Genomic DNA, 16,360 nt, shown 5'->3' with positions numbered 1-16,360 from the left:
ACGGGAGCTTCAGCCTCTTTCTGTTTGTTTTAAGTAACGCTTTGGAGCAAAGCTGCGAACTGTTCGGGGTCTTGCTCACGTATCTTTTCAATTACGATTTTAGCACACTCCTCCGCTTCATCTACGTCAATTGGCTTCCACCCCCTGTCAATATATGTTAAATGAGAATACTCATTGATAAATCTATTTATTATAATCGGGGTATTGCCATTGAAAATCTTGCTCAAATTGTCTAAGGGACTTTCGCTGTTGGGAAATCTGTAAAATAAATAACACTCAAGAAATTTCCGCATATTATTGGGAAGATTATAGAACTGATTATAAGTGTTAGATATCATTGCTTTTTTGTCGCCTCCTACTTCCTTATATACCTTATATATCTCGTTGAATAAATAATTAAACTCGGTTACATAGTCCTTGAGATGAGTCGGCATGGGCACAAGAAAGCTGCCTTTTTCACTGCCCTTTTGTTTTCTTTCTATAAGATAATGGCTCACACTGCCTTTACCATTTGGCGAGGTCAAGCGCTTTAAGTATTTCAGAAAGTCCAGATTTTGTGTAGAAATAAATAATTGCTTATACCTGTTTGGTTTAGCAATTATCGTCTCTATAAGGCTGAACATGAAGAATATATGGTTGCTGTCCAGGCTTGATATTGGGTCATCAATATAGACAACAAGATTTCGTGTCTCTTCCTGGCTTTTTATTTCATCCTCAAGCTTCGCAATAAAATAGCAGAAAGAAATCAAGCTACACTCACCTTCGCTGAGATTCTTTGCATCTGTGCCTTCTCTTGTGATTTTGAATTTTATATTAGGTGATTCGCCTTCAGCAACTAATCTGAGTTCACCATGACCGAAAAAATCTGAAATATGTTGATTGACCAGTTCGGCACCTTTGGTTTCGTCCTTAGCTTGAGACTCTAAGGACTCTTTTTTCTCTACAAGTTGCTTGACTTCTTCTCTTTTTGCTATGATTTCGCGGTATACAACCTGGTTGCTGGCCTCTAAAGAATCAATATTATTGCTTTTCTTGATGAAATCAATGTCAATGGCAAAGCGGGCAATTTCGGACATTCTCAACTCATAACGCGTATGATGTTGGTCGTTTATGAGAGTGCTTGCTTTTGTGTTATTGTCCTTTGCGACCTTATTTATTTCAACTATTAGGCCTAATATTTCTTCCGAAATATTCTCTATTTCATTGGTTTTAATGGTTTCAAAAATATTTTGCTTTCTAGTATTGAGTTGGGATATGAGCGACTGTAAGCTTTCTGAATATTTATTTCTTGCTTTTTCCCATTTATCTATTAAAGGGGCTATTATTTTATGTAAGTTCGAATAGTAGTTTTCTTTATTTATAAAAATGAAATTATTTATGCGTTCAACTGCATTGGTGATTGTAGTGATTAATTTCTCAATGCCTGCTCTGAGCTCCTCGGATTCCTTATTGAAGTGAGCATCAAGTTTTGTCCAAATATCTGACGGCAGTGTGCCTCCACAAAATGCACACTTTTCGTGCTTGCCTTTGTGGTTGTCAATTCCATGTCTAACCCATTCTTGCAAAAGACTATCATTAATTAGGATGGTAATCTGCTCATTGGGTTTTATTTCTTTTGATAACAGGTTTATTGTCTCTTGGTAATATCTTTCAAAATTAGGTTTCTGTTCAGGAAATAGATTAATGAATGGTCTTGGTTCTTCAAGAAGGAAACGCGTTTTTTCCTCTTTTGCATCCGGGTTTAATAAATACGACGAGAAATTTTCGTTACTGCTTTCTATTTCTGCTTCGATATCTCTAATATTATATGTCTTCTTTCCAGAAGTTGCTAAAAATAGGTTTTTGTCTAATTTGATTTCATCATTAGCCTTAAATTTGAGTTTTGACTCTATGTCATTCTTCAGCGAATTGAGTTTTTTGATTCCGGATTTATAATTATCCTGAAGCTTTGTTAGCTCAAATAATAAGCCATTGCTGGCGCTGCTTCCAAGTTTTTTTTGTTATCAGTTTAATTTCATTATCGATTTCAATATTTTTAGCTCCTAAAATTGTAAATGGAAGAATTAAGCCATCTTCGTTGTGAATCCAGCTCAAATTTTCACTGACAAAATCAGTGTTGTATACTCTTATTTGGTTGGTTTTCTGTATTGTTGAGATATTGCTGTGAGTTATGATGTCAGCATCTTGACATTCGACTACGAATTCCCCGTCAGTATGATGCTTGTGAAGCTCTAGCTTTTCTATACACCTAAATATTCTCGATAATGTTGTCTTTCCGGAATAATTACGCCCATAAATGATATTCAAATTGTTGAAATGGCAGTCGCCTCCTATGTTGGTGTTCCATTTATACGAATTGAAGATGCCAAATTTTACGATGTCTATTTTCTTTATCATCTTATTTCGAGCTTAAGTGATACTGTTCTAAAAGTGGCCGAGAAGCGGTATTGATTTACAAATACCGTTTCTCGGCCACTTTTAGATTACAAGTTAATCCTATTCCGCAGCACATGCAGAAATTTTTTTGTAGCGCTCTAACCACTTGTTAATAAAGTGTTTTCACTCGCTCTCACAAACTCCGGATACAAGCTCACCAGCACCTTTTCCGGCGTCATCGGGGCCGAGAAGGGGAGGGACGTGTGGCCCTGGAAGGCCCGCACTGCGTCGCGCAGGGCGAAGTAGGTGCCGATGCCGTACATGAGCGGCGGCTCGCCCACGGCCTTGGAGCGCAGGATGGCCTTGGGGTGGCCCGGCGTGTCGAGGAAATGCACGTCGAGCACTTTGGGCGCGGCGTAGATGTCGGGGATTTTGTAGCTGTTGAGCGAGTTGCTGAGCAAGCGGCCCTCGTCGTTGTAGGCCACTTCCTCCATTGTCATCCAGCCGATGCCCTGCACCGCGCCGCCCTCAATCTGGCCGCGGTCGATGATTTCGTTGAAGCTCTGGCCGAAGTCGTGGGCAATTTGCAGGGCATCCACGGTATAGGTGCCGCGCAGGCAGTCCACCGTCACGGTGGTCAGGGCCGTGCCGTACACGTGGTAGGCGAAGGGGTGGCCCTGGTTCACAGTCGCGTCGAAATGCAGGTCGGGCGTGGCGTAGTGGGCGTTTTCGGTGAGGGCCACGCGCTTCCAGAAGGCCGACGATACCAGCTTGTCCCAGGTGGTTTCGGTGGGAATGCCCGCGGCCAGCACTTCTTCGCCTTGTATTTCTAGGCCCTCGTAGTTGAGCGTGTATTCCGTTTCGGCGTGGCGCAGCAGGCGCTCGCGCAGGGCGGCGCAGGCCATTTCGGTGGCCTTGCCGTTGAGGTCGGCGGTGGCGCTGGCGGCGCTGGGGGAGGTGTTGGCGACGCGCGTGGTGTTGGTGGTTTCGATTTTGATGCGATTAATCGAAATGCCCAGCGTGTGGGCCGCCACCTGCGCAATCTTGGTGTTCACGCCCTGGCCCATCTCCACCGCGCCCGTGCTGATGCCCACCGAGCCGTCGGAGTAGATGTGCACCAGCGCCCGCGTCTGGTTCATGGGCGTTTTGGTGAAGCTGATGCCAAAGCAGATGGGCATCACCGCGAAGCCCTTTTTCTTCAGCTTATTGGTCTGGTTGAACCGCTCGACTTCAACTCGAATGCCGGCCAAATCAAATTCCGACACGGCCGTGTCCCAGGCCTGGCGGGCGTGGCACATCTCGGCCGCCTGACGGTACGAGAACAGGTCGCCCTCGTGGAGCAGGTTGCGGCGCTGTAGCTCGTAGGTCGGCACGCTCAGCTCTTCGGCCGCTTTGGCCAGGGCCGATTCAATTACGAACATGCCCTGCGGCCCGCCGAAGCCCCGGAAAGCCGTGTTGGGCGGCAGGTTGGTACGGCACGAAAAGGCCGTCGCCGTCACGTTGGGCACGAAATAGGCGTTGGTGGCGTGGAAGAGCGTGCGCTCCATCACGGCCGGCGAGAGGTCGGCGGCAGCGCCCGCGTTTTGGTAGAATTCTACCTCGTAGGCCACGATTTTCAGGTCCGCATCGAAGCCGATTTTGAAATCAGACGAGTAGGGGTGGCGCTTGCCGGTCATGCGCATATCGGCCATGCGGTCGAGCACCAGCTTCACCGGCTTTTTGGTGATGAAGGCACCCAGTGCGGCCAGGGCGCCCCAGGGCGTGGCCTGGTCTTCCTTGCCGCCAAAACCACCGCCGAGGCGCGTCACGTCCACCTCCACCTGGTGCATGCCCAGGCCCAGCACCACGGCCGTGTGGCGCTGCACGGCCGTGGGGCCCTGCGTGGAGGAAATCATGCGCACGCCGCCCATCTCGGTGGGAAAGGCGTAGGCGCCCTGCGTTTCGATGTACAAATGCTCCTGCCCGCCGTTCTCGGCCACGCCCTCAAACACGTGCGCGCAAGCAGCCCAGGCCGCTGCTGAATCGCCGATTTTGAAGGTGCGCGGCGGCACGATGAACTCCCCTTGCGCTGCTGCCACCCGCGGGTCAGTGATGATGGGCAGCGGGTCGATTTCGACCTTGATGAGCTTGAGCGCGGCGTGGGCTTGCGCCTCGGTGCGGGCCAGCACCAGCGCCACCGGCTGCCCCCGAAAATGCACGTGCCCCTCGGCCAGCAGCGGCTCATCGGCCACGATGCCGCCAATTTGGTTAATGCCCGGAATGTCGGCCGCCGTGAGTACGCGCGCCACGCCGGGCGCCGCCAGTGCCGCGCCGAAATCGAGGCTGCGGAGCACGCCATGGGCCAGCGGGCTTTCAAACACGGCTGCGTACAGGGTGCCTTGCTGCACGGGAACGTCGTCGAGGTACTGCGATTCGCCGCGCACGTGGCGGTGGGGGTCGAGGTGGTTCATGGGAGTGGTGCTTAGGCTCCGTGTCGTGTTTGACAGAGTTACCGAGGATGCCGGGTAGAAGAATTAGGAATAATTTCCTGGTAGACCTTGCAAGTAAAAGCTGCGACGGAAGTATCAGCCGGACTATCAACAGCGGCTATAAACTCTTCCAAAGGAATGCTTTGCAAATAATTTGAGCTTAAGAAATCAGCAACAATCTCTGCTTCGCTTGCAATCACGGAAATAGCGCAATTGAAAGGCAGTGTATGATGCAAAGAACTCAGGAAATTGAATCGAAGCTGCCCGGCTAATTCATCATGCCAAACGTAATAAATCAGGTCAGTAACCAGCCCACTGTTTTGTAGCTGCGCCTGCCGATTAAGCTTAACTTTATTTAAAAAGGCAAGGAGTTCCGGAGGTTCAATTTGAAGTCCGGCTGGAATTGAAAGCTGGATGCAGTTTATCTGAATTTCCTTGGAAAGCTGATTCGTGTTATCAGTCAGGAATAAGGGTAACTGCTCAATTTCTTCGAGACCATCGAAAAATCGTTGTTGGTCATTCATTAGAAAAATCCTCCGCAACAAGTTGCCAGACAACGTTTAGAGATTGACAAATTCCAAATCTGGCGCAAGCTGCAGAAAGTGTGCCCACAGCAGCTGGCGCAGTAATAGCCGCTTGTAGTCACTGGTGCCGCGTACGTCGGAAATCGGGCTGATTTCTGATTGCATTACCTCATTGGCGGCGCTCACGGTTTCAGCCGTCAGCTCGCGGCCCTGCAGAAACTCGCTGGTGCGGGCCAGATACAGCGGTACCGGGCCCACACCGCCAGCCGATACGCGGGCGGCCTGGATGATGCCATTTTCGACCTGCAGCCAGGCGGCGGAGTTCACGCTGGCAATGTCGAGGTGGGTGCGCTTGGAGACTTTCTCAAAGTGGAAGAAATCGCCGGCCAGCGGAGCGGGGAAGCTGATTTCGATAACCTGCTCGTCGGCCGCTTTCGCCAGCTTTTTGTAGCCGAGGTAGAGGTCGGGCAGGGACAGCTCGCGGGTGGTGCCGACGGCGTCGAGCAGCGTGATGGACGCGCCAAGGGCCAGGAACATGATGGTGAGGTCCCCAATCGGCGAGCCGTTGATGAAGTTGCCGGCCACCGTGCCCATGTTGCGGATGGGCGTGCTCGATACCAGTTTCAGGTATTGCGGCAGGTTGGGCAGCAGGCTGCGCATGAGGTCCGATTCGAGCAGCTGGCTGGCCGTAGTGGCGGCGCCCAGCACCACGCGGCCGGTGGTTTCGTGGCGGATGCCGCGCCGGCCGGGCTGGTCAAAAATCAGGCGCACGCCGGGCTGCTCGCGCAGCTCTTCGAGGCGCTGTACCAGCAAGTCGGTGCCGCCGCCCAGCAAGGCGTTCGTAAACGGCGCAGCATTAGCGTGGCCGTGGTCGTTCTGGTTTTGGGCGTGGCCGTTGGGGGAAGTCGAAACCGCGCTGCTGCCGTTGGAGTGGGCTGTATTAGCAGCGGTAGTTGCTGAAGGAACTGCTACCGCGTTGGCTGCAGCGGGGCGTAGTTTGGCCAGTTGGGCAGGAATATTGGCGAAATAACTAGGTACAAATTGCTTCTCGCTGAGCCACGTCAAGGCGTTTTCGGCTGGGCGCTGCTCCAGCTCTGCCGTGAGCTTGGTGGCGGCGCGCTCCAGGGACTTGTAGCCGGTGCAGCGGCAGATGTTTCCGTCGATGGCCGCTATGGTGCTTTGCTCTGTGGCGGGTGCGCTGCTCAGGCTATGGCCAGTCAGCGACATCACGAAGCCCACCGTGCAGAAGCCGCACTGCGAGCCGCCTTCGTCCACAATGGCCTGTTGCACGGGCGTGAGCTGTGAGCCAGCCGCGTTGATGCCTTCAACCGTCACGATGTGCTTGCCGTGGGCGTTGCCCAGCGGCGTGAGGCAACTGGTCATGCTCTGGTAGTTCACGGTCTGGCCGTCGGCGTTCAGCTCGCCCACCAGCACGGTGCAGGCGCCGCAGTCGCCCTCGCGGCAGCCGATTTTGGTGCCCTTCAGTTGCTCGTGGTAGCGCACGAAATCGAGTAGCGCGCTGGCCGGGGCCTCGCTGGTGCGAACGGGCTGGTCGTTGAGGTAAAACTCAATCATAAATTCAAAAGCAATGGGAACGTCATGCTGGGCGCAGTCGAAACATCTCTACCGCGCAACTAACTCAATCAAATGGATTACTTCTGCAGTAGAAATGCTTCGACTACGCTCAGCATGACCGCCTTTTTTGCACGCTTTTAAAGCTGCTAACTCCTAATACTCTGTCTTGCCTTCCAGTTCCGTCCAGGCGCGGAATCCGGCCAGGGCCTCGTCGCGCAACAGTTGCGTCATGGGCAATTTACGGTTTTCCATGGGCTGGTCGAGCTCTTCGTAGATGAACTGGTCGTCGAAGCCAATGGCGGCCGCATCGGCCTTGGTATTGCCGAAGAATACCCTGCGCGGGCGGGCCCAGTAGATGGCGCCCAGGCACATGGGGCAGGGCTCGCAACTGGTGTAAAGGTCGCAGCCGTCGAGCTGGAAGGTGCCGAGCTCCTTACAGGCCTTGCGGATGGCGTCGACCTCGGCGTGGCAGGTAGGGTCGTGGGTGGTGGTAACCTGGTTGAAACCACGGGCAATGATTTTGCCGTCCTTCACCACCACCGCGCCAAATGGGCCGCCGTGCCCGGCCTGCATTTTCTCAATGGACAGGCGAATGGCTTCGCGCATGAATTCGGGATTGGGAGCTTCCATAGGGTGGGAGAGTGGAAAGGCAGACGGTGCCTAAAGTTTTGAAAAACGGGCAACAAAGAAAGCCATTAGCCAGCAGACTTCGTTCCCTGCCAACCTCACCCCCTGACCCCCTCTCCAAAACAGAGGGGACACTGGACTTGGAAAGATGAAAATAAAAGAGCCTTTCGCATCAGCAAAAGGCTCTTTTTGTAGCAGAACTATGGTAGGGTCCATCTGGTGCCCTCTGTTTTGGAGAGGGGGGGAAGGGCTGCGGTGAGCGCCCCTTACTTATTAAAATTAGGAATCCGTAGCTGGAAGCCCAGCGAAGGCACTACCGTCACCCCGCTCAGGGAAGTGCTTTTGCCATTCAGCAGCGCATAGTCGCCGTAGTTCTGATAGAATAGCGACACGGCCGGAATGACGTAGAAGTAGCGGTAGCCCAGCTTGAGGTTGACGAAGCCGCCGAAGGAGGAGAAGTTGCGGCTTTGCAGCGGCAGCTCCGGCACCTTCACCGAGCCGTTGTAGATTTTGTCGGGCGCGAAACCATAGCTCACCCAGCTGTGGGCATACACCAGGCCGTAGCTGATGGCTCCGATTTCTTCCTCCGGCCCAAACGACTGGCTGAACGTGAGCGGCACCAGCAAGTCGTTGCGGGTAGCCCGGAAATTCAGGACTGAATTGATATCCGAGAGGAAGGGAAGGCTGGGCAACTTGGCCCGTTGGGTGGCAAACTGCAGGCCGATGCTGGCGTAGGTAGTGCCACTGGCAGCGCCTGCGCCGGGGTTTTCGGGCGTGCCAGTGGGGCCCAGCAGCTGGTACTGCGCATCGAAAACGTGCGAGCCGAAGGCGTATTTATAGCCGGCATCGAGGCGCGGCACGATGCCGTAGCGGATGTTGAGGTCGGCAGTGGGCTGCACCGGGTCGAGGATGTAGGCCAGAGCGGCGGCTTGCAGCTGGGTAGTGGCGTCGGTGTAGTCCACTTTGTCCTGGCTGGCGGCCTGGCTGGCGGCTTCCTTCACCGCGCTGCCGGCCTTGGCAATGGGCGCGCTGGCAATGTTAAATCCCTGGTTGTAGCCCACCCGAAACTCGCCCTGGGGCGTGACTTTGCCAGTGGCAATGATGGCGCGGGGAGCGGTGCAGGAGCTGGCCAGCAACAGGGCCGCTGCTGCCAGCGTGGCCACCAGGGACCGGGAAACAGAGGTATTCATAGCGAAATAAGCAATGGGTTTTTAGCGGCGTAAACGAAAACCGGGCCGAAAAGTCGGAACCTGGCTCGGCAGAGCGGTGTCTGAATGAACCCCGGGCCAGTAGGGGAGTCAACAAAATAATAGGGTTTTGCTATGTAACTTTTGACCCGATTACGCATCCAAAGCACCACAAAGCAAACGCACCAACGGGACTACTTCTTGCCGCAGGCTATAGAAATAGCCTTTTTGCCCGATTCTAACTGCCTTTCTTATGCCGTTTCTACTACTTTGGCTGCTCAGTTTCATCGGTTTTGGAGTGGCGCCGGCGCCACGCGCCACGGTGTATGTTTTTTTGGCCGAAACCTGCCCCATTAGCCAGGCGGCCACGTTGCCGCTGCGCGAGCTGCACAGCCGCTACGAGGCGCAGGGCGTCCGGTTCGTGGGGGTATTTCCGGCCAAGGAAACCAACCCGGCTGGCCTGGCGGCCTTCGCCAAAACCTACCAGCTGGCCTTCCCCCTGCAAGCCGATGCCGGCCATCAGCTCACCAAAAAGCTGCACGCCCGCGTCACGCCCGAAGCCGTGGTGGTAGCCGCCGATGGCCACACTGTCCTCTACCAAGGCCGGCTGAACGATGCCTACGCCGGCCTGGGCCAGCACCGCACCATCACCAACCACCATGAGTTGGCCGACGCCCTAGCCGCCGTGACTACCGGCAAGCCCGTAGCCGTGCCCCGCACCGAGCCGGTGGGCTGCTTTATTGAGTAAATTTGAAACAGATTGCCTTACAGATTTTAATAGATAGAATGTTGTGTAGAGCGCAGCGCAGCATGACGCTCTGAATTTTGCATAAGTGAATCCCCATGATGAAAAACTACTTCTCCACCTTGCTGCTAGCTTTTGCGCTGGTGGGCCGGCTGCAACCGGCGCAGGCTCAGAACACGCCGTACACTTTCAGCCAGGATATTGCGCCGCTGGTGTACCAGCACTGCACCAACTGCCATCGCACCGGCGAAGTGGCCCCGTTTCCGCTCACGACCTACGCCGAGGTGGCCAGCCACGGCCAAACCATTAAGTACGCGACGGGTACGCGCTACATGCCGCCGTGGAAGCCCGACCCTAATTACCGCCACTACCTCGACGAGAACACGCTGACCAACGCGGAAATCGCCAAAATAGCCTCCTGGGTGGATGGTGGCATGCCGCAGGGCAACGCTGCCCAGACGCCGCCCGTGCCCACTTATCCCAGCGGCTCGCAGCTCGGCACGCCGGATATGGTGATTCCGATGGCCCAGAAATTCACGCACCTGGGCAATGGCCAGGACATGTACCGCATTTTCGTGCTGCCCATCAACATGCCCACCGACCGCGACATTGCGGCCATTGAGTTTCGGGCGGGTAATAAGAGCATTACCCACCACGTCATCATCGGCATGGACACCACGCAGCAGGCCCAGGCGCTTGATGCGGCGGCGCCCGGCTACGGCTACACCCAGTTCGGCGGCTTCGGCTTCAATCCCATCGAAACCAATTTTGCGGCTTGGGTGCCAGGCATGCAGTCGCGATTTTACCCTTCGGGCATGGGCAAAAAGCTCTACCGCCGCTCCTCGCTGCTGCTCCAGATTCACTACGGCCCCAACTACGTGACACAGAGCGACTCGTCGGTGGTCAATATTTTCTTTGCCCGCCAGCCCGTCACGCGCTACATCCAGACGCTGCCGGCCATCTCGCCGGTCACGCTCACCAACGGTCCGTTTGTCATTCCAGCCAACCAGACCAGTACCTTCCACGCCCAGCTCACGGTGCCGTTCGAAGCCACCATTCTTAGCGTGGCACCTCACTCACATCTGCTCAGCAAAAGCTGGAAAGTATGGGCCGTGAAGCCCAACGGCGATACCATTCGCCTGGTAAAAATTAACGACTGGGACTTCCGTTGGCAGGGTACCTACCGCTTCACCGGCTTGCAGCGCATTCCGGCCGGCTCGCGCCTCATGGCCGATGCCACCTACGACAACACCGCCCAAAACCCGCGCAACCCCAACAGCCCGCCCGTCACCACGCAGTGGGGCGAAAGCACGACGTCCGAAATGCTGCTCACGTATTTCGACGTGCTGCCCTACCAGACCGGCGATGAAAACGTGGTGCTGAGTGCCATGCCCGGCGTGGCTACCACCCCCGGTACCGTGCAAATGGCCGTGTATCCTAACCCCAGCAGCGGGGCCACGGCCATTAATTTCCAGATGGAGCGCGCTAGCCCCGTCACGGTCTCGCTGCTCGATGCTACTGGCCGCTTGGTGCGCTCGGTGGTGCGCGAAAAGGCATTTCCGGCGGGCCCGCAGCAACTGCCGCTACCACTCAGCGGCGTGAAGGCCGGCATCTACATCGTGCGGCTGGAATCGAGCCAGGGCACGCGCAGTGAGAAGCTGGTCGTGACGGAATGATGCCTGCGGCTGAATGAGGAATGAGGCGCTTCGCGGAATGAGGAATGAGGGATTTTGGCCGTACTTGCCAATTCTTCATTCCTCATTCTTCATTTCCCATTAAGCTTAAGCGAAGCGTGAAAATATTATACGGAGTGCCCGGCGAGGGCCTGGGTCATGCCACCCGCAGCAAAGTTGTTATCGGTCACTTACTAGCTAAGGGCCACGACGTGAGCGTGGTGAGTAGTAGCCGCGCCTACAAAATGCTGGCCGCCGCCTTCCCCGGCCGGGTGCACGAAATCCGGGGCTTTCACCTGGCCTACAATGGCCTGGCCGTGAGCAAGGCCCAGACCGTGAAACTCACCCTGCGCACCGCCCCGGAGGACTTGCAGGTGAATTTCAGCAAGTACCGGGAGCTGCTGGGCGGCTTCGAGCCGGAAATAGTGATTTCGGATTTTGAGTCTTTCAGCTACCTATTTGCCAAGCTGAAGCGGCTGCCGGTGGTCAGCATCGACAATATGCAGATTATCAGTCGGGCTCGGCTGAACGTGGCGATACCGAAGGCCGAGCGCGGCAACTACCAGCTGGCCAAAGCCATTGTGCGGGCCAAGCTGCCACGCAGCCGCCACTACTTCGTCACCACCTTCTTCAACCTGGCGCTGAAGAAGAAGCGCACCACGCTGGTACCGCCCATCATCCGGCCCGAAATCCTGGCCGCTACGCCCACGCAGGGCAGCCACGTGCTGGTGTATCAGTCGGCCACTACCCAGCAGAACCTAGTACCGCTGTTGCAGCAACTGCCCGAGCAGGAGTTTCGCGTGTACGGCTTCAATAAGGAAGAAGACCACGGCAACGTGCAGCTCCGGGCCTTTTCCGAAGCCGGCTTTATTGCCGATTTGGCCAGCGCCCGCGCCATTGTCACCAACGGTGGGTTTTCGTTGATTTCGGAGGCCGTGTTCCTGCGCAAGCCCATCTGCGCTATTCCCATTCCAGCGCAGTTTGAACAATGGCTGAACGCAGCCGAAGTGCAGCAGATGGGTTACGGCCGGCATTTTGAATCCATCACGGCCGATAACCTGGGGGCGTTTCTGGCGGGAATAGCGGATTTTGAAACCGCCCTGGCCAGCTACCAGCAGCACGGCAACGAAGTGCTGTTTGCGCAGCTCGACGATATGCTGAACGACATCGGCACAGCGTACCTGCCGGGCGAAATCGCGCCGCAGGAAGAATCCTGGGGCGGAGAGTAGCGCGAACTTTTAGTTCGCGTCCCGTTCCAGTCTGTGCACTGCGTCTGTTCTGCCACGCGAACTAAAAGTTCGCGCTACTACTACCCATCCATGACCTTCCGCTCCCTTCGTTTCTGGCCCTTGCTGCTGTTGGTGGCCGCCTGCGCCCGTACCCCGCGGCCCAGCGCCGACCACGCCAATAAATACCACGACGCCACCATTCGCCAGATTGGCACAGCGCAGGACGAGCGCAACGCGGCCACCATTCTGCCCTTCCTCACCAACGCCAACCCCACCTACCGGCGCGAAGCCGCCCTGGCCCTGGCCTCGGTGCAGGCCCCGGCCGCCGTACCCGGCCTGCTGCCCCTGCTGCGCGATGCCGACCCCGGCGTGCGCCGCGCCGCCGCCTACGCCCTCGGCCAGACCGGCGACAGCACCGCCGTAGACAGCCTGCGGGTGCGCGTGCTCAAGGAAACTGATGGCACGGTGCGCCGCTACGTGCACGAGGCCCTGGGCCGCACCGTCACGCGCCACAGCCTGCCCGAGCTCTGGCGCGTAGAAATTCTGACCGACACTTCCCGCGCCGCTGCGCTAGCCTGGGGCCTGAGCCGCGCCGCCCTGCGTGGTCTCACTTCACCCGAAACCATCCGGCGCACCGTCCTGCTGCTGAACTCGCCCAAGCTGCCGGTGCGCGGCCGGCTGGCGGCCGTGGTAGGCCTGAGCCGTACTCGCGGGCTTGATGCCGATTTGAAGCGCCTGGCCGAAACTACGCTGGTGCGCGTGGCGCAAAAAGACCGGAACTATGCCGTGCGGGCGGCAGCAGCCAGCGCCTTAGGTAAAATAGCGGCTTTTCCAACGGCCGCCGTTTCAACAGCTGACGCTACTTCAACTGCTGCTGTTGTGAAAGGAGCCAGCCCGGGCGCCGTGCTGGTTCACATGGCCACCAAAGACCCCGACTACCGCGTGCGGCTGATGGCTATTAGGGCGCTGCCATTTGGCCTGGAGTCTTACCCTGCTAGCCGAAAAGCCGTCTTCACAACTCTTAATCGTGACCAGCCCGCTGTGGCCCTTACAGCGGCCGAGTGGCTGCTGGCCCATGCTAAAGGGGAATCGGGCGCGGCGCTGGCGGCGTTGGCTGATGGCAACAAGCAAGCCTCAGTGCGGGTGCGGGCGGCGCTGCTGCGGGCGGCTGTGCACCACGCCAGCCCAGCCGCTCGGCCCAGTTTGGTCGAGACCATTGAGAAGCGCTACCCAGCCGTGCCCACAGTGTATGAGAAAGGCTTCTTGCTGGAAGCGCTGAGTGAAGACCCCGCGGCGTTCGATTTCATGCGCATCGAGGCGTTTGCGCCGGGGCAGTCGCCGGTGGTGGCAGGCTACGCGCTGGGGGCGCTGCTGGCTATGCGCCGCCTGCCCGACTTTCCGGCCAGCCGCCACGCCGATTTTGCCGTTGCCATGCGCCAGGCCCTGAGCAGCGGCGATGTAGCCCTGCTTGGCACTGCCGCCGAAGCCCTGGCCGACCCCAAGCTTTACCCAACTGCCCAGCCCGCCGACCTCACGGCCCTGCGCGATGCCCAGGCCAAACTGCAATTGCCCCGCGAAATAGAAGCCTGGCAGGGCATTCAGCAGGCCCTCGATAAGCTGGAAAAGGCTCCAAAGCCGACGCCCTCGCCACTGGCCACGGCCGCGCAGCACCCCATCGACTGGGCGGTGGTGCAGGGCGTGCCGCTGGGCCAGCAGGTGCGGCTGCGTACCAGCAAGGGCATTATTCTGCTGGAGCTGAAGCCCAACGAAGCGCCCGGTGCAGTGGCCAGCTTCGTCACGCTCATCAGCCAGAAGTTTTACGACAACCTGTACTTCCACCGCGTAGTGCCCAATTTTGTGGTCCAGGGCGGCGACCCGCGCGGCGATGGCAACGGCAGCGCCCCCTATAACCTGCGCTCCGAGTTCGGCGACCTGCGCTATGAGGAGGGGAGCGTGGGCCTGGCCTCGGCCGGCAAAGACACCGAAAGCTGCCAGTTCTTCATCACCCACACGCCCACGCCGCACCTGGACGGCCGCTACCCCATTTTCGCCCAGGTAGTCGGGGGCTTGGACGTGGTGCATAAGCTCGACATCGGCGACCAGATTCTAAGCGTGGAATTGGTGGTGGCGCAGTAGGGGAGTAGCACCCCAATCTTTACTTTTACAGTTGCCATATGGCCGCTAGTGGTCGGGGCAAATTGCCGGAAGTGCTATCATGATTGAAGTAGACCTTATTGCCAAACACGGAAAAAAGGCCCTGGGTATGGAAGAAAGCCACTCGGCAAACAAGGGCTGGCGGCACCGGCTGCCGGAGATTCTGCTCGAAATCGGCATCATCGTATTTGCCATCACCTTGTCCATTCAGCTGCACGCCTGGCACGAGCACTCAGTCGAACAAGCCGAGGAGCGCAAGTTCCTCACCGGCCTGCGTGCCGACCTGACGAGCGACCTGAAGGAATTGCGCAACGACTCGCTGACCTACGCCCGGGTGCTGAAAGGCTACCAGTATTTCCGCACCATGACCGCCAAAACGCTAAACGTTGACAGCGTACACCACTACCAATGGACGCTTTTCAACAATACCAACCTGCTGCCCAACTCGTCGCGGTTTGAGGGCCTGAAATCGGCTGGCAAGCTCGGGATTATCGAAAACGACGAGCTGCTGAACGACATCATGGACAACTACCAGGAACGAGTGCCGAGCCTGGTGAGCGAAACCCGGGCCTTTTCCGACTACAAAGCGCGCACCATTCTGACGTATCTGGATGAGCACCTGCAACGCTCAGGCGATAACTTCTTGGCCGTGATGCAGTCCGACCAAATGTATAACTACCTGAACAAGGAGCCCGCCCTGCGTGACATTATGCTGCGCTACCACGGCGTGCTGCAACACACCCGCCAGCTCATCCACGAAATTGATGCTCAGCAGGCGCATGACTAACTGCGCGCTATCTTGCGGGTCGTCCTCGTCAACCCTATTATTCCAATGAACCAAGTAGCTACCTACGCCCAGCAACTGCAGAGTCTGGCTATTCTCTATTTGCCCCGCGTGCTTATGGCGGGGGTGGCCCTGGTGGTGGGCTGGTGGCTGATTGGCTGGGCCAGCCGCCTCATTGCCGTGGCTACCAGCAAGCTCGACGTCTCGCTGGCCGGCTTTCTGACCAGCCTGGTTAACATCGTGCTCAAAGTACTGCTGCTGATTACGGTAGCCGGCATGGTGGGCTTTGAAACAACTTCATTTGTGGCCATTCTGGGGGCGGCGGGCCTTGCAGTGGGCCTGGCCTTGCAGGGCACGCTGGCCAACTTCGCGGGCGGGGTGCTCATCCTCATTTTCAAGCCCTACGTGGTGGGCGATACCATTGAGTCGCAGGGTAAGTCGGGGGAGGTGAAAGAAATCCAGATTTTCAACACCATCCTCGTCACCGGGCAAGGCGATACCGTCATCCTGCCCAATGGCGCTACTTCCAACAACGTCATCGTCAATAAAACGGCTCAGAACAAGGCCCTGGTCGAAATCGTGGCCGACCTGGACAACGCCACCGACCTGGCGGCGCTGCGCGGCTGGGCTATTCCGCTCATGCAGGCCGATGCTGAGGTGCTGCCCACGCCCGCCCCGCAGGTAGTGGTCACGGCCCTTAAGGCCGGCGGCATGACGGTGGCGTTTCGGGCGTACACGGCCGCCGGGCAAAACGGCCCCACCCAGGGCCGCATCATCGAGCAGCTGCAGCGGGCACTGGCGCAGCAGGGCGTGGGCAGCCCGGTGCCGGTGTCGCACGTGCGCACCCTGCCGGCTCAGTAAGCTACTGTGCCAATCAGAAGCGAATAATAAGATTCCATGATAAGCCCAGTGCTTGGCTAATAGGCTGGTTATTTGGCTCTGTCTCGTTGGAAAACCGCCCTTAAATTGGCCCCGTAAATACACATCAACAGGCATTATCAGCTTTCTTCGTTCTCTG

At 56.9% G+C, this 16,360-nt stretch carries 12 protein-coding genes and 1 pseudogene; 6 read left to right on the top strand and 7 right to left on the bottom strand.

What is annotated here, in order from left to right:
* Positions 1–29: 29 nt before the first annotated feature.
* From J4E00_RS10955 to J4E00_RS10925, 7 genes and pseudogenes are all read right to left on the bottom strand, one after another.
* Positions 30–1,931 (bottom strand): annotated as a pseudogene (locus J4E00_RS10955) (AAA family ATPase); the annotation flags it as partial.
* A gap of 25 nt (positions 1,932–1,956) precedes the next feature.
* Positions 1,957–2,397 (bottom strand): AAA family ATPase, encoded by a 441-nt coding sequence (locus J4E00_RS29830; RefSeq protein ID WP_262898400.1) that lies wholly within the window; start codon positions 2,395–2,397, stop codon positions 1,957–1,959.
* Between the two features lie 137 nt (positions 2,398–2,534).
* Positions 2,535–4,826 (bottom strand): xanthine dehydrogenase molybdopterin binding subunit, encoded by a 2,292-nt coding sequence (locus tag J4E00_RS10945; RefSeq protein WP_208175192.1) that lies wholly within the window; start codon positions 4,824–4,826, stop codon positions 2,535–2,537.
* A 38-nt stretch (positions 4,827–4,864) separates the two neighbouring features.
* Positions 4,865–5,368 (bottom strand): hypothetical protein, encoded by a 504-nt coding sequence (locus J4E00_RS10940; protein WP_208175191.1) that lies wholly within the window; start codon positions 5,366–5,368, stop codon positions 4,865–4,867.
* A 36-nt stretch (positions 5,369–5,404) separates the two neighbouring features.
* A complete protein-coding gene (locus tag J4E00_RS10935; RefSeq protein ID WP_208175190.1) occupies positions 5,405–6,943 on the bottom strand; it encodes an FAD binding domain-containing protein in 1,539 nt (512 codons plus the stop codon).
* A gap of 153 nt (positions 6,944–7,096) precedes the next feature.
* Positions 7,097–7,573 (bottom strand): nucleoside deaminase, encoded by a 477-nt coding sequence (locus J4E00_RS10930; RefSeq protein WP_208175189.1) that lies wholly within the window; start codon positions 7,571–7,573, stop codon positions 7,097–7,099.
* Between the two features lie 263 nt (positions 7,574–7,836).
* On the bottom strand, positions 7,837–8,760 hold the full coding sequence (locus J4E00_RS10925; protein WP_208175188.1) for a hypothetical protein: 924 nt from the start codon (positions 8,758–8,760) through the stop codon (positions 7,837–7,839).
* A gap of 250 nt (positions 8,761–9,010) precedes the next feature.
* Between J4E00_RS10925 and J4E00_RS10920 the strand changes: the two genes are divergently transcribed.
* The 6 genes from J4E00_RS10920 (at position 9,011) to J4E00_RS10895 (ending at position 16,203) form a co-directional block, all read left to right on the top strand.
* On the top strand, positions 9,011–9,505 hold the full coding sequence (locus J4E00_RS10920) for a redoxin domain-containing protein (RefSeq protein WP_208175187.1): 495 nt from the start codon (positions 9,011–9,013) through the stop codon (positions 9,503–9,505).
* 95 nt (positions 9,506–9,600) lie between these two features.
* Positions 9,601–11,178: a T9SS type A sorting domain-containing protein gene (locus J4E00_RS10915; RefSeq protein ID WP_208175186.1), complete on the top strand. Its 1,578-nt coding sequence runs from the start codon at positions 9,601–9,603 to the stop codon at positions 11,176–11,178.
* 116 nt (positions 11,179–11,294) lie between these two features.
* The gene (locus tag J4E00_RS10910; RefSeq protein ID WP_208175185.1) at positions 11,295–12,404 is read left to right on the top strand and encodes an MJ1255/VC2487 family glycosyltransferase; all 1,110 of its coding nucleotides are present in this window, start codon (positions 11,295–11,297) and stop codon (positions 12,402–12,404) included.
* Positions 12,405–12,494: 90 nt separating this feature from the next.
* Complete coding sequence (locus tag J4E00_RS10905) at positions 12,495–14,540, top strand: peptidylprolyl isomerase (RefSeq protein ID WP_208175184.1); 2,046 nt, start codon at positions 12,495–12,497, stop codon at positions 14,538–14,540.
* Positions 14,541–14,619: 79 nt separating this feature from the next.
* The gene (locus J4E00_RS10900; RefSeq protein WP_208175183.1) at positions 14,620–15,345 is read left to right on the top strand and encodes a hypothetical protein; all 726 of its coding nucleotides are present in this window, start codon (positions 14,620–14,622) and stop codon (positions 15,343–15,345) included.
* 45 nt (positions 15,346–15,390) lie between these two features.
* Positions 15,391–16,203, top strand: a complete 813-nt coding sequence (locus tag J4E00_RS10895; RefSeq protein ID WP_208175182.1) for a mechanosensitive ion channel family protein — start codon at positions 15,391–15,393, stop codon at positions 16,201–16,203.
* The last annotated feature ends 157 nt before the right edge of the window (positions 16,204–16,360 follow it).

The organism is Hymenobacter negativus (assembly GCF_017571495.1).
In the GTDB taxonomy this organism is placed as follows: domain Bacteria; phylum Bacteroidota; class Bacteroidia; order Cytophagales; family Hymenobacteraceae; genus Hymenobacter; species Hymenobacter negativus.
Note: the sequence above shows the minus strand (reverse complement) of the source record. Positions and strands in the feature narration are given on the sequence as shown.

Excerpts from the sequence above, each read along its gene's own strand:
- J4E00_RS10935 (WP_208175190.1), bottom strand. The coding sequence starts at position 6,943 with ATGATTGAGTTTTACCTCAACGACCAGCCCGTTCGCACCAGCGAGGCC.
- J4E00_RS10925 (WP_208175188.1), bottom strand. The coding sequence starts at position 8,760 with ATGAATACCTCTGTTTCCCGGTCCCTGGTGGCCACGCTGGCAGCAGCG.
- J4E00_RS10900 (WP_208175183.1), top strand. The coding sequence starts at position 14,620 with ATGATTGAAGTAGACCTTATTGCCAAACACGGAAAAAAGGCCCTGGGT.
- J4E00_RS10915 (WP_208175186.1), top strand. The coding sequence starts at position 9,601 with ATGATGAAAAACTACTTCTCCACCTTGCTGCTAGCTTTTGCGCTGGTG.
- J4E00_RS10920 (WP_208175187.1), top strand. The coding sequence starts at position 9,011 with ATGCCGTTTCTACTACTTTGGCTGCTCAGTTTCATCGGTTTTGGAGTG.
- J4E00_RS10895 (WP_208175182.1), top strand. The coding sequence starts at position 15,391 with ATGAACCAAGTAGCTACCTACGCCCAGCAACTGCAGAGTCTGGCTATT.
- J4E00_RS10945 (WP_208175192.1), bottom strand. The coding sequence starts at position 4,826 with ATGAACCACCTCGACCCCCACCGCCACGTGCGCGGCGAATCGCAGTAC.
- J4E00_RS10940 (WP_208175191.1), bottom strand. The coding sequence starts at position 5,368 with ATGAATGACCAACAACGATTTTTCGATGGTCTCGAAGAAATTGAGCAG.
- J4E00_RS10930 (WP_208175189.1), bottom strand. The coding sequence starts at position 7,573 with ATGGAAGCTCCCAATCCCGAATTCATGCGCGAAGCCATTCGCCTGTCC.
- J4E00_RS29830 (WP_262898400.1), bottom strand. The coding sequence starts at position 2,397 with ATGATAAAGAAAATAGACATCGTAAAATTTGGCATCTTCAATTCGTAT.
- J4E00_RS10905 (WP_208175184.1), top strand. The coding sequence starts at position 12,495 with ATGACCTTCCGCTCCCTTCGTTTCTGGCCCTTGCTGCTGTTGGTGGCC.